We start from the raw sequence: 19,881 nt of genomic DNA on the forward strand, positions 1-19,881 counted from the left end.
GACCAAACTCCATCGTCTTATTGTCAAAGAGCCAGGCAGAAAGGACTGGTACCAACGCACGCCAAACCGCCGTGCGAAGCATTGATCCAGAGCCAGGCCTCTCTAGCGGGGCAAGTGGCTATGCGCCGCACTGTGACTAAAGATACGGTCACTGGCTACGTAACGGTGCCGGCCGCCCAGCGGTGGCATGCACTTCGGATTGATCGGGCTGGAGGCTGGCTGCAGAAAGCCGAGCAAGGCCTGCTGGGTGTCCTGCCAGGCTGCTTTGTGTTCCATATCGAGGAAGTGCCCGGTGTTCTTGATTGTGCTGAACTGGCACTGCCGAACATGGCCGGCGAACTGACGGGCGTCTTGCGCCGAGGTGTACTCGTCCCATTCGCCGTTGATGAACAGCAGCGGAACCTCAATGGCATCGGCACAGTCGACGTAGCACCAGGTGTCCTGGGTCAGCACCTCATTGATGTGGAAATGCATCTGCCGGTATTCGTGCTCGGCCAGGCTACTGATATGGCGGTGATTGAAACGCTTGAACAGCGACGGCAGGTGCTTGCCGATGGTGTTATTGACCAGGTGGCCAACGTTGCAGCGGTCGCAGGTCTCCAGAAGACTCACGCCTCTCTCCAGGTAGTCGCGCATCGGCTTACTGATCCGCGCGGCAAATGAACTGATCACTGCCTTCTCGATTCGTCGCGGCCGCTGAGCAAGTGCCAGCAAGGTAGCCGCCCCGCCCCAGGAAAATGACAGCACATGGTCGGCGCGAAAGTGTTCGACCAACTCCAGCAGTATCTCTGCTTCGTCTTCCTTGCGGATCGGCTGGCCGTATCGATTGTGGGGTCGCGACTGACCGGCGTAGGGCTGGTCGTAGAGAACCACATTGAACCGTGGCTGCAGGTAACGCACCGTCTGGGCAAAGGATGCGGTGGTTGCCAGCGAGCCATTGACCAGAATGATGGTCTTGTCAGCGGCGTTATTGAGATAGCGTTCGGTATAAACCTTGTACTTGTTGAAAATCTCGACGATGGCAGTCTCTGGCTTCATGTCGTAATCCTTCCGGCACAAGTCTGGTTCGGGAAAACAGCGTGAGCGGCTGTTCGCAGGACCATTCAGTAGATTGCAGAACGCCCGGCCCCAAACTTGAGCACCAGACAAATCAGCTAATAACTTGTTTTATTTTCAATCAGTTACAAAAGATCAATCGGATGATGCTCGATGCCAAAGCAGAGGATTCCCCCCGATTGAACCCGGCAGCATAGAAGCGCGAGGACGCTCAGATGCTCGCCGTGACCATTAAGTCACCAATCGACCCGAGGCTCAGATTTAAGCAGGCGATCTCTCACATGCAAGTGAAAAGTGAGTTATTCCGACGAACCGTGAGCTATCCGATCCGCTGCGACGCTATCACCGGCCGTATGCGGTCAATCGGATGACTCATGCTGTTCATCAACGACAAAATGCAAATGCCCTTCCTCGGACCAGGCATTAAAATCAATTGGCCTCACCGTATTGGAGAACGTCGACGAGCAAGCATTCACTCCCCTTTGTCATGGCGGCCATTGTCATATCGGTCAGCGGATCGTCCTGCCATGACTATGGGGAAAGTGACAGCACTGACACTGGGCAAAGCCAGTCACCGGATGCCAGTCGCGATAGTCGCGCGATTGTGCCTCGATAGCAGATCGAACCTCAGATCCAGCAATAAAATTGCTGCGTCTGCCAGCCCAGGCGGTCCAGTTAAAACCGGGAGAACCCTTTGTCTAGTCGGGTTTGTAATACTGGTAGCAGCGACCATAGTTAAGAGTCGGATGTTCCTTGCGGCTCTGGCGACCCGACAGCGCTGGCCGCACCTGATCAAATCAGCGAGGTCATCATGAAAATCCTGATGGTACTGACTTCCCACGACCAGCTCGGCAACACCGGCGAGAAAACCGGGTTCTGGCTGGAAGAGTTCGCCGCACCTTATTACGTGTTCAAGGACGCCGGGGCCACGCTGACCCTCGCTTCGCCCAAGGGCGGGCAACCACCGCTCGACCCGAAGAGCGACGCGCCGGACGCGCAGACCGAAGCCACCTTGCGCTTTCGCGGCGACCCGGCCGCACAAGAAGCGCTGGCCAATACCCTGAAGCTCGCGGACATCCAGGCCGCCGATTATGACGCCGTGTTCTACCCCGGCGGTCATGGCCCTCTGTGGGACCTGGCCGAGGATCGCGACTCCATCCGCCTGATCGAAACCTTGTATGCCGCCGGTAAGCCAGTGGCCGCGGTTTGCCATGCCCCCGCGGCGTTCCGCCATACCTCGGTGCAGGGCCGGCCCCTGGTCAAGGGCAAGGCAGTGACCGGCTTCACCAACTCGGAGGAAACCGCCGTAGGGCTGATCGAGGTGGTGCCGTTCCTGGTGGAGGATATGCTGAAGAGCAACGGCGGCCAGTATTCGAAGGCCGACGACTGGAAGCCCTATGTGGTAACCGATGGCAACCTGATTACCGGCCAGAATCCAGCCTCTTCAGAGGCGGCGGCCACGGCCACGTTGCAACGCTTGGGCGTCTGACCTGCGCCAGCCAAGGGCCGGCTCGCTACGCTCAACCAGCAATCCTGGATAGGAGGCAACGTCATGAGCGACAAAGACAACCTGCGTAAATACTCCTCTCAAGTGGTGGACGGAGTGGAAGCCGCGCCCGGTCGCGCCATGCTCCGGGCCGTGGGTTTCACAGACGAGGACTTCACAAAGCCGCAGATCGGCATCGCCTCCACCTGGGCGATGGTCACGCCATGCAATATGCATATCGACAAGCTGGCGGTCCAAGCCGAAAAAGGTGCGAATGCCGCCGGCGCCAAGGGTGTCATTTTCAACACCATCACCATTTCCGACGGCATCGCCAACGGCACCGAAGGCATGAAGTATTCGCTAGTGTCGCGGGAAGTGATCGCCGACTCCATCGAGGTGGTGGCTGGTTGCGAAGGCTTTGACGGTCTGGTGGCAGTGGGTGGCTGTGACAAAAACATGCCGGGCTGCCTTATCGGGATGGCCCGGCTGAATCGCCCCGCCATCTTCGTGTATGGCGGCACCATCCAGCCGGGCGCCGGCCGCACCGACATCATTTCCGTGTTCGAGGCCGTGGGCCAGCACGCGCGGGGGGATATCAGCGAGATCCAGGTCAAGCAGATCGAAGAAGTGGCGATTCCCGGCCCCGGCTCCTGCGGTGGCATGTACACGGCCAATACCATGGCCTCCGCCATCGAGGCCCTGGGCATGAGTCTGCCCGGCTCCAGCTCCCAGGACGCGATCAGCAGCGACAAAGCCTCGGACAGTTTCCGTGCCGGTCAGCAGGTCATGGAGCTGCTCAAGCGTGACATCAAGCCGCGCGACATCATGACTCGCAATGCCTTCGAAAATGCGATTCGGGTGGTGATCGCCCTCGCCGGCTCGACCAATGCCGTGCTGCATCTGCTGGCCATGGCCCATGCCGTCGATGTCGAGCTCACGCTGGATGATTTCGTGCAGCTGGGCAAGGATTCTCCGGTGGTGGCCGACCTGCGCCCCAGCGGCAAATACATGATGAGCGAACTGGTCGCCATCGGCGGCATCCAACCGTTGATGAAACGCATGCTGGATGCCGGCATGCTGCATGGTGATGTGCTCACGGTCACCGGCAAGACCCTGGCCGAAAACCTGGAAAGCGTGCCCGACTACCCCGCCGGCCAGGACATAATCCTGCCCTTCGACCAGCCCATCAAGAAGGACTCCCACCTGGTGGTGCTGCGCGGCAACCTCTCGCCCACCGGCGCCGTGGCCAAGATCACCGGCAAGGAAGGCCTGCGCTTTGACGGCACGGCCCGTGTCTATCACGGCGAGGAAGGCGCGCTGGCAGGTATCCTCAACGGTGAAGTCAAAGCCGGCGACGTCATCGTGATCCGCTACGAAGGCCCCAAGGGCGGCCCCGGCATGCGCGAAATGCTCTCGCCGACGTCTGCCGTCATGGGCAAGGGGCTGGGCAAGGACGTCGCACTCATCACCGACGGCCGCTTCTCCGGCGGCTCACACGGTTTTGTGGTGGGGCATATCACCCCCGAAGCCTTTGATGGCGGCCCCATCGCGCTGATTGAAAACGGCGACAAAATCACCATCGACGCCGAAACCCGGCAAATCACCGTCGACGTTTCCGACGCCGAATTGGCCGAGCGCAAGACCCGCTGGGTGCGCCCGGAGTCCAAGTACAAACGAGGGGTACTGGCCAAATACGCCAAGACCGTGTCCAGTGCCTCGGAAGGCGCCGTCACGGATAAATATCTCTAGGCATCGAGGTACCAAATTGCCCGCAAGCAAGATCAAAAGATCGCAGCCTGCGGCAGCTCCTACGGGGGGTGTGTTCATCCGGGGGCCCAGGGATGTGCAGGGTCGGCGTAGGAGCTGGCGAAGCCTGCGATCTTTTGGCGGTTCTGTACATTGCCCGCAAGCAAGATCAAAAGATCGCAGCCTGCGGCAGCTCCTACGGGGGGTGTGTTCATCCGGGGGCCCAGGGATATACAGGGTCGGCGTAGGAGCTGGCGAAGCCTGCGATCTTTTGGCGGTTCTGTACATTGCCCGCAAGCAAGATCAAAAGATCGCAGCCTGCGGCAGCTCCTACGGGGGGTGTGTTCATCCGGGGGCCCAGGGATGTGCAGGGTCGGCGTAGGAGCTGGCGAGGGCTGCGATCTTTTGGCGGTTCTGTACATTGCCCGCAAGCAAGATCAAAAGATCGCAGCCTGCGGCAGCTCCTACGGGGGGTGTGTTCATCCGGGGGCCCAGGAATGTACAGGGTCGGCGTAGGAGCTGGCGAAGCCTGCGATCTTTTGGCGGTTCTGTACATTGCCCGCAAGCAAGATCAAAAGATGCCAGACACACCTCATGTGCTGGTTTTACGACTGCTTCGCAGCCGAACGGGGGCAAGCTCCCTCCCCACAGGAGTTGTGCGCAATGTGAGCTACAGGGGCCGTCGCTACAGCGCTAAATCGCAGTCTTGAACCCCTCTTTCCGCTGCAACGTCCGAGCCTGAATCACCTCCAGCACGGCTTAGCCTTCGCGCGTCAACAGATGTACTGCCCGGGTGACACGGGTGAGGTCACAGTCGGAAATATCCTTGAGGTCCAGGACCTGGTTTCATTCATCCACTACGAATAGGTGATTTCACTGAGGTCGATAGCCACCAGCAACGCATCCTTATCAGCCTGCCCGTCCGCCCCGCGCCGATAAGCGCGGCGCTTGCCGGGCATGCGCAGCCCCTCGGTTTCTACATAGTCATGAACGTACTGGGCGGCAGGCAGGCCGCCACTGACGTCCACGCTGTAGTCGTGCCGGCGAAGCAGGTAGTCGTCACCAAAATAGAAATCCTGCACCGCGCAGTGGGTAGCGATGCTCTCGGGAAAGTGCACCCGCAAGCGACGCCATCGCTGTGCGCCCTCTTGCCAGGGCTCGATTTCCTCGGTCACGACACCCGGCAAGATGAACTGAAAGGGCATGGTCAAGTAGGACCAGAGCGCGTAACCGTTGAAGTACGCCCGATGCAGTGGATCCCAGGGTGTCGTTTCGCCGTGGCCACGGAAAGATTCCCGTGGCGCCATGCGCTCGGCCACCACCTGCCCGTCGGTCTTTTCGATGGCGATTCGATCCGGCGTGAAGGCAGTAAACTGATCAGCAGCTCCGAAGGGCATCACCGACGCTCTCTGCTCATGCAACCAGACGGTCATCCGGCGTGGCGTGCTGTCTTGCGTCAGCCCTTTCATGCCCCACAACTCGCCGCCGGTCACCAGGGTGGCGTGAACAGTGCTGAACCTGTTCCAGCGTTCCAGACCGCCGTGGGCGATCAGCACCTGCTCGAGCAGTTCCCGTTTCTGTTCATTCATGGTTGTGCCCTCTTCGTTACTGCGTGGGTCCGGCAGCACGCCTCAATTGGATTTTACTGTGATGCCTGCTCAACCCACTCATTCTGGACCCTTAAAAATTTAAGAATGATATGCATTTACTTACAAAAGATAATCGTTATCATTAGCGCGATCAATTATATAAAAGGAGTTCATGGTGGTTTTATCGCGCATTTACCCAGCCTCTCTCGCGCTGCTGGGCGTTTTGGTCGTACCTGATTTACAGGCGGAAACGAAAGCCGCCCTGGCGTTGCCGACAACCGCCGTGACCAGCGATTACAGCGAACAAAGCTATATGCCAACCGACAGCAGGAGCGCGTTGAAGATCGACGCCCCGCTGCGGGATATCCCGCAAACTGTGAACGTCATTCCTCAAAGTGTGATCAAGGACCAAGGGGCACAGTCGATGGAGGACGTGCTGAAAAATGTTCCTGGCATCGGCTTGTCGAATGGTGATGGTCAGCGCGATCAGGTCACCATCCGTGGTTTCAGCGCGATCGGTGACATGTACATCGACGGTATCCGCGACGACGCCTTGTACTACCGTGACCTGTCTAACATCGAGCGAGTGGAAGTGGTCAAGGGTCCTGCTGCCGTGCTCTATGGTCGTGGTTCTTCCGGTGGCCTGGTCAACAGCATCAGCAAAAAACCCAACTTCACGCCCAAGCAGGAAGTCGGTGTCAATGTCGACAGCGAGGGCAAGAAACGCACTCAATTCGATGCCGGTTGGGCCGATCAGCAGCAGGGCGATAAAGCGTTCCGTGTCACCGGCGCACTGGAGAATAGCGACACCTTCCGTGATGACGGCTACATCGACCGCAAGGCCATTGCGCCTTCCGCCTACTTCAAGCTCTCTGACGATCTGGAGCTGAACCTGGGCGCGACTTATCTGTATGACAAACGCTTGATCGACTTTGGCATCCCTGCGCGAGGTGACCGTCCGGTGGATGTTGACCGCGACAAACGCTTCGGCGCCGCAGACCCGGATGACGACTACACGCGCAGTGAGGTGTTCTCGTTCACGGCCGGCGTCGACTACCGGCTCAACGACGACTTCACCCTGAGCAATACCAGCCGCTACTACCACTACGACCTGGACCGCAACAATACCCTGGCCGACTCCAGCCCCACCCGATTTGTCACCGCGCCCAACGGCGAACTGCTGGTGAAACTGAACCGCGGCAATGTGCAGCGCAAGGAAGATGGCTGGTTCAACCAGACCGAACTCAAACAACGTGCCGTGCTTGCCGGGATGAATCACAACCTGCTCTATGGCGTGGAACTGGGGCGTCAGGTCAAGGACCAGTCTGTGTTCAGCCAATCCAACGTCGCGCAGGTGCCTGTGTACCGCGATGGCCTGGTCGATGTGCCGTTCCAGGCTAACCGGCAAACCGCCAAAGGTACCAATACCCAGGACACCGCCGGGTTCTACGTCCAGGATATGATTGAACTGGCGCCGCAGTGGAAAGCCCTGGTGGGCGTGCGTTATGACGTGTTCGACCAGCAATATTCGGATGATCTGACCGGCAACGAGCTGTCCCGCACCGATCACACCTGGAGCCCGCGCGTCGGCCTGGTCTACCAGCCGGACCAGATTCAGTCCTATTACGTTTCGGTGAGCCGCTCCTACCAGCCCTCCTCCGAAGTCTTCGCCCTGAGCACGACCAACCAGGATCTGGATCCGGAAGAGACCACCAACTACGAGATCGGCGGCAAGTGGGACCTGCTCGACAATCGCCTGGCATTGACGGCGGCGCTGTTCCACCTGGAACGCACCAATATGAAAACCACCGATCCGTCGAACCCGACTCAACTGGTGCTTTCCGGCGAGCAGCGCACCGATGGCCTCGAACTGACCGCCAGCGGGCAGTTGAGCGATAAGTGGCAGGTCTATGCCGGCTATGCTTTTCTTGATGCCGAAATCACCAAGTCCAACAGCCGTACCAACGGTGTAGCCAACGAAGGTCAGGTGCCCACTTTGACGCCGCGCCACAGCGCCAACCTCTGGCTGGTGCGTTCGTTGACCGAGACGTGGCGCGTGGGCATGGGCGCCAACTATGTCGATGACCGCTACACGACTCTGGATAACGTAGTGGTCATGCCCGCGTATACAACGGTGGACGCCGCATTGCTCTACAACCTGCCGAAGTGGGATGTGGCGCTGCGTTTGCGTAATGTCTTCGATAAGGATTATTACGCCTCAGCCCATGGTTCGGTGGATCTGATCACCCCTGGAGCGCCTCGCACGCTGGAGCTGAGTACCAACTACCGGTTCTGACACTCGGCGACCTGTGGCGAGGGAGCTTGCTCCCTCGCCACAGGTTTCTCACAGACTCAAGACTCTCTTGAGTGAACAGAATTCTGGCGATGCAGGGTGTTTGTTTATTCAGGGGTTAACCTGATAACCCCGCCCCTGCAGGCAACTGGTATAGGCCGTAGCACTGGTCGTCGCACTGGTCTTCTCCTGCGCCCGGCGTTCCTGACGCTGGCGCGCACCACCCACCACGACTCCAGCCGCTGCGGTTTCCCGGGCGCGATTCTGGCGATAGTCCTGCTTTACGTCGTCATCGACTCGATCATAAAACTCGTCATGCTGACGTCCTCGCACCTCTGCTCCAACCGCCCCGGCAGCTGCGCCAACGGCAGCGCCACGCACTCTGCCGCCGGCAGGCGGCGGCGCGGTCGCAGAGCTCTGGCTGGCAGCCACGGCTTGACAGTCGGTGATGTCCAACTGGATTTGCTGCGAAGTCTGGCCCTTCATGGGCACGACCGTTTCTGCCCAGGCTTGAGTACCTGCAAGCGACAAGGTGAGGCACAGACTAATGGACGACAACCTATTCATGACAACCTCCGACAAGGGCCCAGCGCCAGTCTCGTATTTATTCAAGGTCAGATTTGCTTCCCTCTTTCTATCACATCGTCCGCCCAGCTAATGGCCGCAATGACAGTCGGGAAGCCAATAGTGCTGGTCAGCGAAATCAGCGCGTGATGGATCTGTTCTGCCGTGGCGCCTGCTTCCAGTGCCCGTCGGGTGTGACTGTGCACTGCGCCCTCGGAGCGGATGGCCGCCGCGGCGCTGAGCTGGATCAGCTGGACGACTTGCTCGTCCAGGGGGCCGGCATGCCGCACCGCGGTACCCAAAGCCTCGACTGCGTCAAAGTAGTCCGGGTGCTGCTGTTTGAGCCGTTGGTAGGTGTTGTGCAAGCTCTTGCTTTCCATGGTTGTCTCCTCGGGTTACGAGTGCTTCAGTTCCTGCCCTTCACTCCAGGCAGCGCTCTACAAGCTCCGCGGCACTGGTCACGGGTGGTTGGCAGGTGCGGTTGCGGCAGACATACGCACAGGTTTGCCCTGCGAGCGGCTGCTTGCCCACGCCGATGGGCACATCCTCGGCATAAGCCAGCACGAGTGCCGGCAGGTAGCGGCGCTGCAGGCGTGCCACCAAGGCGCTGGCGATGGAGCGTTCGCCTGCGATGACGATGCTGATCGGGCCTCGCTGGACGAAGTCCTGCGCCGCCAGCAGATGGGCGAAACCGAAGGGGTTCTGCGCGGCGGCGGCGCGGTACAGGGCCAATACCTGATCGGCACGCTTGCGGTACAGCTCGCGGCCGCTCAGTTCGAAGAGTCGCAAGAACGCGAACACGCTGGTCGAGGTCCCCGACGGCCAGGCATTGTCCTGCGGCGCCCGTGGCCGGTGCACCAGCGGCTCGCCATCGCTGGAGGTGAAATAGAGCCCACCGTCGTCCCAGAATTTCTCGAGGATTTGCTCGACCAGCTGCGTGGCGCGTTCGAGATAACGCTGCTCGAAGTCGCACTCGTAGAGATCGAGCAAGGCGTTGGCAAGGAAGGCGTAGTCCTCGAGAAAGCCTGGAACCTTCGCCGTGCCCTCCCGCCAGGCGCGGTACAGGCCACCCTCGGGAGTCGAGAGACGGTCCAGAATGAAATCGGCGCCGCGCCGCGCGGCGTCCAGGTAGGTTGTGGTTCCGGTTGCCTGGTAGGCGGCGCAGAGGCCCTGAATCATTAACCCGTTCCAGCTGGTGAGGATGTTCTCGTCGCGTCCCGGACGAATGCGTTGGGCCCGCGCTGCCAACAACGTGTCGTTTAGGCCTGCCAGTCGCACTTCTTGCTCCGCGTCCAGTGCGGCTGCGCGGTGCAGCACGGTTGAGCCATGTTCGAAGTTGCCGCTGGCGGTTACGCCGTAGGCCTGACAGACCAGCTCGGCGTCCGGGGCGCCGAGGACGGCCTGCACCTGCGCGGGTGTCCACACATAGAATTTGCCTTCTTCGCCCTCGCTGTCGGCGTCCTCGCTAGCGTAGAAACCGCCTTCGGGGTGCGTCATGTCACGCAGGATGTAGTCGATCGTTTTCTCGAACACCCGCCGCCAGGCAGGCTTGCCGGTCGCGCGATAGGCGTCGGCATAGAGCTTCACCAACTGGCCGTTGTCGTAGAGCATTTTTTCGAAATGCGGCACGGCCCAGCGCTCATCCACGCAGTAACGAGCAAAACCGCCTCCCAAGTGATCGTAGAGCCCGCCGGCGGCCATTTGATCCAGGGTCAGCTCCAGGGAGTGCAGCAAGTCCGGCTCGTGCAGACGCTGGTAGAGACGCAGGACCAGATCATGGCAGGCCACGTTGGGAAACTTCGGCGCATTGCCCAAGCCACCGTGCACCGGGTCGGTGTTCCTGGCAAACAGCCGAGCGGCGGCGGCCGGCTGATCTGGCTCCAGCGGCGTGTCGCCCTCGAGCATTTGCCTGTCCATGGCGTGGTAACCCTGGAGGAACTGTTCAACGTTCTGGCGCAGCGCTTCGCGGTTGTTTTGCCAGGCCTCGCTCACACCGATCAAGAGCTGACTGAATCCAGGCCGGCCATACCCCTCCTGCGGCGGGAAGTAGGTGCCGCCGAAAAATGCCTCGCGCTGTGGCGTGAGGAACACCGTCAACGGCCAGCCTCCGCCCTGCCCCAGCATCTGTACGATTTTCTGATAAATGTCGTCGAGGTCAGGCCGCTCCTGGCGGTCGACCTTGATGTTGATGAAGCGCTCGTTCATCAGCCGCGCAACGTGCGGATCTTCGAAAGACTCGTGGGCCATCACGTGACACCAGTGGCAGGCGGCGTAGCCCAGCGACAGGTGGACGGGCTTGTCCTCGTCGCGCGCACGCTGGAACGCTTCCTCGCCCCAGGGATACCAATCGACGGGGTTCTCTGCGTGCTGGCGCAGGTAGGGCGACGTTTCTATGGCGAGTCGATTGCTCACGGCTGTGTCCTCACAATGGGCTCCTCACAGCAGGCCCAACTGCAGGCGTGCCGCATCGGACATGCGACTTTGATCCCAGGGCGGTTCCCAGACGATCTCCACCTCGACCTGACTGACTCCTGGAATGCTCTGGACCCTGGCGCGCGCCTCCTCCCTCAGCACGTCGCCCATCCCGCATCCGGGCGCGGTCATGGACATCTTGATCTCGACGCGCTGGCCGCCGTCGGCGAGCGGTCGGGCTGCGCATTGGTAGATCAGCCCGAGATCGACCACGTTGACCGGAATCTCCGGGTCATAGACGGTGCGCAGCATGTCGAGCACCTGCTGGAAGTCGAAGGCGCCGCTTGCCTGAGGCAGCACTTCCTGGGGAGCATCCAGCCCCAGGGCATCGGCATCCTCGGCCGCGATCCGCGCCAGCCGGCCGCCGGTGATCTGCACCGTGAAGCTGCCACCGAGTGCCTGGGTCACCGCCACGCGCTCACCGCGCCTCAACTGCAGCCGCTCGCCGCGTGGAATCTGGGTCGCCGCGCAGTCCCGCGTGAGCTCGATCGGTTGCGCACGCCCCGGCTGATTCGGGTTGTCGAACTGAAAGCCGGCGCCTTGCAGCCCATACACGAAGTCGATGGACAAGCCATCGGCTCGCCCTGCGCTGGCGGGATCGAGCAACAGCCTGATGCCGTAGTCGGTTTCGACGACGATATCGCCTTCGGCGCCGGGCTCGAACAGCAACTCATGGGCAAAGTGTTCGTCAATCCTCAGTCGCACCGAGTCCTCGCGACCATCCGCCAGGGCGGCGCCGAGGATTTGCAGCGCCGAGTCGCTGAGACGAATGTCCGGGAGGGCTGGATCGGCTGTCATGGCTTACTCCGTCGAGACCTGTGAGTGGTCCCCTTCGAGGGCACTGCGCAGCGTGTGCCAGGCCAGGGTGGCGCACTTGACCCGCACCGGGAACTCCCATACCCCTGAAAGCACCGCGAGTTTACCGAGCTCCGCAGCCGTCACCCGGACGTTGGGCCCTTCGGTGAGCAGCGTATGCACCCGGTCAAAGAGTGCCTGCGCCTCCTCCGGCGTCTTGCCCTTGACCGCCAGGGTCATCAGGGATGCCGAGGCTTGGGAAATAGCGCAGCCGACCCCCTGGAAACTGATGTCCTCGATCACCCCGTCCGCGAGCTTGAGATAAATCCTCAGCTGATCGCCGCACAGTGGATTGAAGCCCTCCGCCGTACTGGTAGCGTCTTCAAGTATGCGGAAATTGCGCGGTCGCCTACCGTGGTCGATGACCACCTCCTGGTAGAGGTCGCGCAGTTCATCGCCGCTCATCGGAACACCTCCCGGACCTTGGCCAGACCGGCCACCAACGCATCGATATCCTCCTCGGTGCTGTAGCAGCCGAGCGAGGCGCGGGCAGTGGCCGCTACACCGAAGCGGTTCATCAAGGGTTGGGCGCAGTGGTGCCCGGTACGAATCGCTATCCCCTCGCGGTCGAGGATGGTCCCGATATCGTGCGGATGGATGCCGTCGAGAACGAACGAGAGGACCCCGACTTTCTGCGCCGCGGTGCCGATCAGCCTGAGGCCGGGCACCGCCGCCAGCACCTTCGTCGCGTAGGCCAGCACGCTTTGCTCATGGGCGGCGATAGCCTCTGGCTGCAACTCGCCAATGAAGTCGATCGCCGCACCAAGGCCAATCGCCCCGGCCATGTTCGGTGTCCCCGCTTCGAACCGGTACGGCGGTTTGTTGTAGACGGTCTTCTCGAAACTCACCGAGAGGATCATGTCGCCGCCGCCCTGGTAAGGCGGCATGGCTTCGAGCAGCTCGTGGCGACCGTAGAGCACGCCGATTCCGGTGGGACCGTACATCTTGTGGCCCGACAGCGCGTAGAAATCGCAGCCCAGCGCTCGCACGTCGACCTTCTCGAGGTGCGGGGCCGCCTGGGCGCCGTCGACCAGCACCCGTACGCCCCGGGCGTGGGCGAGTTCGACAATGCGCCGGATCGGGTTGATGCTGCCGAGCACATTCGACACATGGGTCACGGCCACCAGCCGGGTCCTCGGCCCGATCAGCCGTTCCAGCTCATCGAGCAGCAGCTCCCCTGAGTCATTGATGGGGGCCACTCGCAGCCGGGCGCCGGTTTGCTCGCAGAGCATCTGCCACGGCACGATGTTGGAGTGGTGCTCCATGGCGCTGATCAACACTTCGTCGCCCGCGCGGACCTGAGCCTTGCCATAGGTTTGCGCCACCAGATTGACGGCTTCGGTAGTACCGCGGACGAAAATGATCTCCTCGACTTGCTCGGCGTTGAGGAAGCCCTGGACCTTGGCCCGGGCTTTCTCGTACTCCTCGGTGGCGCGCACCGAGAGGTAGTGCACGCCACGGTGCACGTTGGCGTTCTCCTGCAAGAAGAAGCGCGACATTGCGTCTATGACCGCCAGCGGTTTCTGGCTGGTCGCGGCGCTGTCGAGGTAAACCAGGGGCTTGCCATAGATCCGCTGCGCCAGGATCGGGAACATCTGGCGCACCCGCTCGACGTCATAGCCTTGCGCAGGCAAGCGCTGTTTCGGTAGTGCCGGCAGGCTGCTTTCGAGGTCGCTCATGCCGATACCTCCAGGCCCCGCAACTGCGCGGCGACCAGTCGTTCCACATCGGCCCGCAGGGGCTCCAGATGGATCAGTTCGAGCATCTCGCTGACGAACGCAAAGGTCAGCATCGACCGCGCCGCTGGCTGGGAAATGCCCCGCGAGCGCAAGTAGAAAACAGCCTGCTCATCCAGTTGGCCGACGGCGGCACCATGGGCGCATTTGACGTCATCGGCAAAGATCTCCAGCCGTGGCTGGGTATTGACCTGGGCCACCTCCGACAACAAGAGATTCTTGTTGGTCTGGCTGGCATCGGTCTTCATCGCCCCTGGGCGCACGATGATTCGCCCGTCGAAGACGCCATGCCCGCGATCATCGATCACGCCTTTATAGAGTTCGCGGCTGGTGCAGCGCGGCGCCAGGTGCTCGATGGTCGTCTGGTTGTCCAGGTGCTGCTTGCCCCGTGGCAGGTAAAGGCCGTTCAGGGCGACGTCCGCGCCGGGCCCCTCGAGCACGATTCGCACTTCCTGCCGTGCCAGCGCCGCACCCAATGCCCAGGAGTGCGCGGTAAAGTGACTGCCCCGGGCCTGGCGCACGCTGAGCAGCGCGACATGGAACGCCGCCGTGTTTTCGTTCTGCACCTTGTAATGCTCAAGCGCAGCATCCGCGTCGAGTACTACCTCGCTGACGGTATTGCTGAGGTAGACCTCTGCCCCGCTGCCGACGTGACTTTCCACCAGAGTCGCACGGCTGCCTGCCCCCATCAGCACCAAGGCGCGCGGATGGGTCATCAGTGGCGTGGCGCCCGGGACCGAGAGGAACACCAGATGGATCGGCGCTTTGACCGTCGTGTGAGCGGGTATCTGCACCAAGGCTCCGTCCTCGGCGAGGGCCGCATTGAGCGCGGTGAACGCCTGCGGCTGCGTGCGGAATGCATGGGAAAACGGCGCTTCGAGCGTACCGCTGTCGGCACGCAGCAGCGTCGCGAAATGGGTCACCCGGGTATCAGGGGGGAGCTCCTCAAGCACCGAAAACTCAGCAGCGAAATAGCCATTGACGAAGACCAGCCGCGGGCCGCCGTAGTTGCCGATGAGCCGCTCGATGCTGGCGTCGGACAGGTCCCGGCTCACGCCCGGCCTGGCGGGCTGGAAAGGGGTCTCCAGGATAGGCGCGATCCGTGTGTACTTCCAGGCCTCGTCCTTGGCCGTAGGAAAGCCGTGTTCGGCCAGCCACTGGAACGCTGCGCTGCGCAATTCCCATAGCCAGGCGGGCTGCCGGTCGTTGGCCCTGGGCTCAAGCTGCGCGAGAAACGCGACGCTCGCCTGCGTATTCATGGTGTGGCTCCGGGCGTTGGCGAGGCCTGCTCGAAGCTCCCATAGCCGTGCTTCTCCAGCTCGACGGCCAGCTCCTTGCCGCCGGACTGGACGATCCGGCCGTTGGCCATGACGTGGACGCGATCAGGGACTATATAGTCGAGCAGTCGCTGGTAGTGGGTGATGACCAGCAGTGCGCGATCCTTGCTGCGCAGCGCGTTGACCCCGGCTGCGACGATTCGCAGCGCGTCGATGTCGAGGCCCGAGTCCGTCTCGTCGAGGATCGCCAGTCTGGGTTCAAGAATCGCCATCTGGAAGATCTCGTTGCGCTTCTTCTCGCCACCGGAGAAATCGACGTTGACCGAGCGATTCATGAAGCTCTGGTCCATCTCGACCAGCGCCATGCGCTCTTTGGCGAGCGCGAGGAAATCCATCGCGTCGAGTTCTTCGAGCCCGTGCTGTTTGCGCACCGAGTTGAGGGCCGTACGCAGGAAATACAGGTTGCCGACGCCAGGGATCTCCACCGGGTACTGAAACGCGAGGAAAATCCCGGCAACCGCGCGCGCTTCCGCCGGCATGGCGAGCAGATCCTGTCCTTCGTAGAGCACCTCGCCGCTGACCTCGTAGGTCTCGAGGCCCGCCAGCACCTGAGCCAGGGTGCTTTTACCAGAGCCGTTGGGGCCCATGATCGCATGCACCTCGCCGGCGTCGATCCGCAGTGTGATACCCCGCAGGATTTCACGGCCTTCGACGCTGGCGTGCAGATCATTGATCTCGAGCATGCTCCACCCCGGGCCTCAGCCCACGCAGCCCTCGAGGCTCACGCCCAGCAGTTTCCGGGCTTCCACCGCGAACTCCATCGGCAGTTCCTTGAGCACCTCGCGGCAGAAGCCGTTGACGATCATCGGCACGGCGTCCTCCGCGCTGATACCACGCTGGCGACAGTAGAAGAGCTGCTCATCGCTGATCTTTGACGTGGAGGCTTCGTGTTCGACCTGGGCGCTCGGGTTCTTCACCTCGACATACGGGAAGGTGTGGGCGCCACACTGGCTGCCCAGCAGCAGGGAGTCGCATTGCGTATGGTTGCGCGCACCGGTCGCGCCCTTCTGGATTTTCACCAGGCCGCGGTAGGTGTTCTGCCCATGGCCGGCGCTGATGCCCTTGGAAAGAATGGTGCTGCGCGTGTGCCGGCCGATGTGGATCATCTTGGTGCCGGTATCCGCCTGCTGATGGTTGGCCGTCAGGGCCACCGAGTAGAACTCGCCGACTGAATAGTCGCCCTGGAGAATCACCCCCGGATATTTCCAGGTAATGGCTGAGCCGGTCTCGACCTGAGTCCAGGAGATCTTCGAGTGCGCGCCTGCGCATTTGCCGCGTTTGGTGACGAAGTTGAAGATCCCGCCGAGTCCTTGTGCATCGCCCGGGTACCAGTTCTGCACCGTGGCGTATTTGATTCGGGCGTTATCCAGCGCAACCAGCTCGACGACCGCCGCGTGCAGCTGGTTATTGTCGCGCATCGGCGCGGTACAGCCCTCGAGGTAGCTGACGTAGGCGCCCTCCTCGGCGACGATCAACGTGCGTTCGAACTGGCCGGTATCCGCGGCGTTAATCCGAAAGTAGGTCGACAGTTCCATTGGGCAGCGCACGCCTTTGGGCACGTAGCAGAAGGAACCATCGGAAAACACCGCCGAGTTCAGCGTGGCGAAGAAGTTATCGCTATAGGGAACCACCGAACCGAGGTACTTGCGCACCAGCTCCGGATGGTTCTGCACGGCTTCGGAGAAGGAGCAGAAGATCACCCCGACCTCGGCGAGTTTGTGCTTGAAGGTGGTCGCCACCGAGACCGAATCGACCACGGCGTCCACCGCGACACCCGTCAGGCGCTCCTGTTCGGCAAGCGAGATACCGAGCTTGCCAAACATCTCGCGCAGCTCGGGATCGACCTCGTCAAGGCTATTGGGCCCCGGCGTTTTCGGCTTGGGCGCCGAGTAATAGATGATGTCCTGGTAGTCGATGGGCTCGTAACGGACGTTCTGCCAGGTCGGCTCGCGCATCGTCAGCCAGTGGCGGTAGGCCTTCAGGCGCCAGTCGAGCAACCATTGCGGTTCGTTCTTCTTCGTCGAAATCAGGCGTATGACATCTTCATTGAGCCCGCGCGGAGCCGCGTCGCTTTCCAGATCGGAAACGAAGCCGTATTTATACGCCTGGCCGCTGAGTTCGCGGATCCTAGCATTGTCAGTGCTCATCGCTGACTCCTCCTGCTGCTGGCAGGACGATTCGACTTTTTAACTATACTCCATCCCTTTACCCTGCGGCGCGTGCGAGATCGTCAAGATCGTCAAGATCGCAGCCTGCGATCTTTGGCGGTTCTGGGGATTGCCGAGAAGCAGGATCAAAAGATCGCAGCCTGCGGCAGCTCCTACGGGGGGTTGTGTGTATTCGGCAGATCTATGCCCGGGCATCGCGCAGATCTTTCTGCCCATCACGGTCGGCGTAGGAGCTGGCGCAGCCTGCGATCTTTTAGCGGTTCTGGGGATTGCCCGAAGCAGGATCAAAAGATCGCAGCCTGCGGCAGCTCCTACGGGGGGTTGTGTGTATTGGGCAGATCTATGCCGAACGCGGGCATTGCGCAGATCTTTCTGCCCATCACGGTCGGCGTAGGAGCTGGCGCAGCCTGCGATCTTTTAGCGGTTCTGGGGATTGCCCGAAGCTGGATCAAAAGATCGCAGCCTGCGGCAGCTCCTACCGGCCACCCGCATCAAACATCCTCCGACTCCCGGACCAGTATGTCGTTGCCATCCACCCGGACATCGAACCGCTCGACGTGATAGGCCGATTCCGTAAGGCATTCGCCGCTGATCACATCGAACTCATAGGCGTGAAAAGGACAGGTCACGACGCTGCCGCAGAGCGTGCCTTCTCCCAACGGGCCCTCCTCGTGTGGGCAGGTGTTATGAATGGCGAAATACTGGCCATCGACATTGAACAGCGCGACAGGCGTGCCCCCCAGGTCTACCGTCTTGCCGGTACCCGGTTGGATATCGCCCACGCAGGCAACTTTGACGAATTCACTCATGGTGCCACTCCCGGGTGCAACCGGCAGGACGCTGAGCCGCCAAAGCCAACGGCTGGACGACCCCCTCTTGATTTTCAATATAGCACCCGGCTTTCGATCGCCGAGACTTGCGTTTGGCAACATTAGTCTAAGCTTGAGGGGAGCTCAGATGCTGCGTACTTCCGGTATTTAACCGTTGTACGGGTATAAATTCTGCGTATATCTGAAAAATCACCGGTGTATGCGGTCAACGCAAGGAGCTGCTGCAGGTTCGAGCCGGGTTCGGACGATCTTTTCCCGCACACCGCCAATCTGCACAAAGATCAAAAGATCGCAGGCTGCGCCAGCTCCTACGGGTTCTGCGTACATCCGATGATTCATACAGGCCCATTTCACGCAGGACTGACGTGATGACCGAGCCCCTCCTGACCTTCGAACAACTCAAGCGCGCCGCTGCCTCCGGCGAGATCGATACGGTGCTGGTCTGCATGGTCGACATGCAGGGGCGACTGGTCGGCAAGCGATTCCAGGTCGAGTTTTTCATCGACAGCGGGCATGAAGAAACTCACTGTTGTAACTACCTGCTGGCCGATGACATCGACATGGAGCCGGTGCCGGGTTACGCCGCTGCCAGCTGGAGCCAAGGCTATGGCGATTTTGTGCTGAAACCGGACATGGCCACGCTGCGTCGCGTGCCTTGGCTGGAGTGCACGGCGCTGGTGCTCTGCGACGTGCTCGATCATCACCATAGGCGAGACTTGCCGCACAGCCCGCGGGCGATTCTGAAAAAGCAGGTCGAGCGCCTGCGCGAGCGTGGCTATACCGGCATGTTTGCCTCGGAGCTCGAGTTCTATCTGTTTGATGAGAGTTACGAGGCCATCCACGAGCGCAATTATCACAAACCGAAGACCGCCGGCCATTACATCGAGGATTACAACATCCTCCAGACTACTCGCGAGGAGCCGGTGCTTCGGGCGATTCGCAAGCATCTGCAGGCATCCGGCATTCCCGTGGAAAACTCCAAGGGTGAATGGGGCCCGGGCCAGGAAGAGATCAACATCCGCTATGCCGATGCCCTGACCATGGCCGACCATCACGTCATCATCAAACACGCCTGCAAAGAGATCGCCCAACTGCAGGGCAAGGCAATCACTTTCATGGCCAAGTGGCGCTATGACGCCGCCGGTTCCAGCAGCCATGTGCACAATTCGCTGTGGGACAAGAATGCCAAAAAGCCGCTGTTCTTCGACCCCAAGGCCGAGTTCGGCATGTCGAAGCTGATGCGCTCGTGGGTGGCCGGGCAGCTCAAATACGCCAACGACATCACCTGCTTCCTCGCGCCCTACATCAATTCGTACAAGCGATTCCAGGCCGGCACCTTTGCGCCGACACGGGCGGTATGGAGTCGGGACAATCGCACCGCGGGCTTTCGTTTGTGCGCGGAAGGCAGCAAAGCCATCCGCATCGAATGTCGCATCGGTGGCGCCGACCTTAACCCCTATCTGGCCTTCGCCGCCTTGATCGCCGCGGGCCTGGCCGGTATCGACGAAAAGCTCAACCTCGCGCCGCCTTTCGAGGGCGATGCATACCTCGATGAGCATTTGCCTGAAGTGTCGAAGACCCTGCGCGATGCCTGCGCCGCACTGAAGGCCTCGAGCATGTTGCGCGAGGCGTTCGGTGATGAAGTGATCGATCACTACGTACACACCGCCGAGTGGGAGCAGAAAGAGTACGACCGGCGGATAACCGACTGGGAACTGCAGCGCGGTTTCGAGCGCTATTGAGAACACC

General features: G+C 61.1%; 16 protein-coding genes. 4 read left to right on the plus strand and 12 right to left on the minus strand.

The genetic code is table 11. The annotated features are described in order from the left end of the window. Window positions 1-102 precede the first annotated feature (102 nt). Window positions 103-1,038, minus strand: coding sequence for an alpha/beta fold hydrolase (locus tag AC3IUA_RS15905; RefSeq protein ID WP_489355212.1), 936 nt, complete (start codon window positions 1,036-1,038; stop codon window positions 103-105). 829 nt (window positions 1,039-1,867) lie between these two features. Between AC3IUA_RS15905 and AC3IUA_RS15910 the strand changes: the two genes are divergently transcribed. Together AC3IUA_RS15910 and ilvD are read left to right on the plus strand one after the other, a co-directional pair. After that, window positions 1,868-2,545 carry a type 1 glutamine amidotransferase domain-containing protein gene (locus AC3IUA_RS15910; RefSeq protein ID WP_489355214.1) on the plus strand — a complete coding sequence of 226 codons (678 nt, stop codon included), beginning with the start codon at window positions 1,868-1,870 and terminating at the stop codon, window positions 2,543-2,545. Between the two features lie 63 nt (window positions 2,546-2,608). After that, the gene (ilvD, locus tag AC3IUA_RS15915) at window positions 2,609-4,291 is read left to right on the plus strand and encodes a dihydroxy-acid dehydratase (protein ID WP_489355215.1); all 1,683 of its coding nucleotides are present in this window, start codon (window positions 2,609-2,611) and stop codon (window positions 4,289-4,291) included. A gap of 854 nt (window positions 4,292-5,145) precedes the next feature. Here the strand turns inward: ilvD and AC3IUA_RS15920 are convergent. Continuing rightward, window positions 5,146-5,877 (minus strand): hypothetical protein, encoded by a 732-nt coding sequence (locus AC3IUA_RS15920; RefSeq protein ID WP_489355216.1) that lies wholly within the window; start codon window positions 5,875-5,877, stop codon window positions 5,146-5,148. A 172-nt stretch (window positions 5,878-6,049) separates the two neighbouring features. Here AC3IUA_RS15920 and AC3IUA_RS15925 point away from each other — a divergent pair, with 172 nt between their 5' ends. Next, the gene (locus AC3IUA_RS15925; RefSeq protein ID WP_489355218.1) at window positions 6,050-8,173 is read left to right on the plus strand and encodes a TonB-dependent receptor; all 2,124 of its coding nucleotides are present in this window, start codon (window positions 6,050-6,052) and stop codon (window positions 8,171-8,173) included. Window positions 8,174-8,281: 108 nt separating this feature from the next. Here AC3IUA_RS15925 and AC3IUA_RS15930 read toward each other — a convergent pair whose 3' ends face one another. The 10 genes from AC3IUA_RS15930 to AC3IUA_RS15975 form a co-directional block, all read right to left on the minus strand. Then, the gene (locus tag AC3IUA_RS15930; RefSeq protein ID WP_489355220.1) at window positions 8,282-8,737 is read right to left on the minus strand and encodes a hypothetical protein; all 456 of its coding nucleotides are present in this window, start codon (window positions 8,735-8,737) and stop codon (window positions 8,282-8,284) included. A 47-nt stretch (window positions 8,738-8,784) separates the two neighbouring features. Beyond that, window positions 8,785-9,114, minus strand: a complete 330-nt coding sequence (locus AC3IUA_RS15935; RefSeq protein WP_489355222.1) for a carboxymuconolactone decarboxylase family protein — start codon at window positions 9,112-9,114, stop codon at window positions 8,785-8,787. 40 nt (window positions 9,115-9,154) lie between these two features. Then, window positions 9,155-11,146 (minus strand): thioredoxin domain-containing protein, encoded by a 1,992-nt coding sequence (locus tag AC3IUA_RS15940; protein ID WP_489355223.1) that lies wholly within the window; start codon window positions 11,144-11,146, stop codon window positions 9,155-9,157. A gap of 24 nt (window positions 11,147-11,170) precedes the next feature. Next, window positions 11,171-12,004: a putative Fe-S cluster assembly protein SufT gene (gene sufT / locus AC3IUA_RS15945; RefSeq protein ID WP_489355225.1), complete on the minus strand. Its 834-nt coding sequence runs from the start codon at window positions 12,002-12,004 to the stop codon at window positions 11,171-11,173. A gap of 3 nt (window positions 12,005-12,007) precedes the next feature. Next, window positions 12,008-12,466, minus strand: a complete 459-nt coding sequence (sufU, locus tag AC3IUA_RS15950; RefSeq protein WP_489355227.1) for a Fe-S cluster assembly sulfur transfer protein SufU — start codon at window positions 12,464-12,466, stop codon at window positions 12,008-12,010. Next, on the minus strand, window positions 12,463-13,740 hold the full coding sequence (locus AC3IUA_RS15955) for a SufS family cysteine desulfurase (protein ID WP_489355229.1): 1,278 nt from the start codon (window positions 13,738-13,740) through the stop codon (window positions 12,463-12,465). Before AC3IUA_RS15955 ends, sufU begins: the two co-directional genes overlap by 4 nt. Continuing rightward, entirely contained in the window at window positions 13,737-15,056 is a 1,320-nt protein-coding gene (sufD, locus tag AC3IUA_RS15960; protein WP_489355231.1) for a Fe-S cluster assembly protein SufD, read from the minus strand. The genes AC3IUA_RS15955 and sufD overlap by 4 nt, the downstream gene beginning before the upstream one ends. Further along, on the minus strand, window positions 15,053-15,817 hold the full coding sequence (gene sufC / locus AC3IUA_RS15965) for a Fe-S cluster assembly ATPase SufC (RefSeq protein ID WP_489355233.1): 765 nt from the start codon (window positions 15,815-15,817) through the stop codon (window positions 15,053-15,055). Before sufC ends, sufD begins: the two co-directional genes overlap by 4 nt. A gap of 15 nt (window positions 15,818-15,832) precedes the next feature. Continuing rightward, on the minus strand, window positions 15,833-17,281 hold the full coding sequence (gene sufB, locus AC3IUA_RS15970) for a Fe-S cluster assembly protein SufB (protein ID WP_489355235.1): 1,449 nt from the start codon (window positions 17,279-17,281) through the stop codon (window positions 15,833-15,835). Window positions 17,282-17,793: 512 nt separating this feature from the next. Then, window positions 17,794-18,111, minus strand: a complete 318-nt coding sequence (locus tag AC3IUA_RS15975; protein ID WP_489355237.1) for a Rieske (2Fe-2S) protein — start codon at window positions 18,109-18,111, stop codon at window positions 17,794-17,796. A gap of 389 nt (window positions 18,112-18,500) precedes the next feature. On the opposite strand from AC3IUA_RS15975, the gene AC3IUA_RS15980 reads away from it, so the two are divergent. After that, on the plus strand, window positions 18,501-19,874 hold the full coding sequence (locus tag AC3IUA_RS15980; protein ID WP_489355239.1) for a glutamine synthetase family protein: 1,374 nt from the start codon (window positions 18,501-18,503) through the stop codon (window positions 19,872-19,874). Window positions 19,875-19,881: the final 7 nt, after the last annotated feature.

The organism is Pseudomonas sp. KH_050, from assembly GCF_057838875.1.

What these genes read in the sequence shown, in the direction of transcription:
- AC3IUA_RS15935 (WP_489355222.1), bottom strand. Translation starts at nt 9,114, where the DNA reads ATGGAAAGCAAGAGCTTGCACAACACCTACCAACGGCTCAAACAGCAG.
- AC3IUA_RS15975 (WP_489355237.1), bottom strand. Translation starts at nt 18,111, where the DNA reads ATGAGTGAATTCGTCAAAGTTGCCTGCGTGGGCGATATCCAACCGGGT.
- sufC (WP_489355233.1), bottom strand. Translation starts at nt 15,817, where the DNA reads ATGCTCGAGATCAATGATCTGCACGCCAGCGTCGAAGGCCGTGAAATC.
- sufT (WP_489355225.1), bottom strand. Translation starts at nt 12,004, where the DNA reads ATGACAGCCGATCCAGCCCTCCCGGACATTCGTCTCAGCGACTCGGCG.
- AC3IUA_RS15980 (WP_489355239.1), top strand. Translation starts at nt 18,501, where the DNA reads ATGACCGAGCCCCTCCTGACCTTCGAACAACTCAAGCGCGCCGCTGCC.
- AC3IUA_RS15955 (WP_489355229.1), bottom strand. Translation starts at nt 13,740, where the DNA reads ATGAGCGACCTCGAAAGCAGCCTGCCGGCACTACCGAAACAGCGCTTG.
- AC3IUA_RS15930 (WP_489355220.1), bottom strand. Translation starts at nt 8,737, where the DNA reads ATGAATAGGTTGTCGTCCATTAGTCTGTGCCTCACCTTGTCGCTTGCA.
- sufD (WP_489355231.1), bottom strand. Translation starts at nt 15,056, where the DNA reads ATGAATACGCAGGCGAGCGTCGCGTTTCTCGCGCAGCTTGAGCCCAGG.
- sufB (WP_489355235.1), bottom strand. Translation starts at nt 17,281, where the DNA reads ATGAGCACTGACAATGCTAGGATCCGCGAACTCAGCGGCCAGGCGTAT.
- sufU (WP_489355227.1), bottom strand. Translation starts at nt 12,466, where the DNA reads ATGAGCGGCGATGAACTGCGCGACCTCTACCAGGAGGTGGTCATCGAC.
- AC3IUA_RS15905 (WP_489355212.1), bottom strand. Translation starts at nt 1,038, where the DNA reads ATGAAGCCAGAGACTGCCATCGTCGAGATTTTCAACAAGTACAAGGTT.
- AC3IUA_RS15910 (WP_489355214.1), top strand. Translation starts at nt 1,868, where the DNA reads ATGAAAATCCTGATGGTACTGACTTCCCACGACCAGCTCGGCAACACC.
- AC3IUA_RS15925 (WP_489355218.1), top strand. Translation starts at nt 6,050, where the DNA reads ATGGTGGTTTTATCGCGCATTTACCCAGCCTCTCTCGCGCTGCTGGGC.
- AC3IUA_RS15920 (WP_489355216.1), bottom strand. Translation starts at nt 5,877, where the DNA reads ATGAATGAACAGAAACGGGAACTGCTCGAGCAGGTGCTGATCGCCCAC.
- ilvD (WP_489355215.1), top strand. Translation starts at nt 2,609, where the DNA reads ATGAGCGACAAAGACAACCTGCGTAAATACTCCTCTCAAGTGGTGGAC.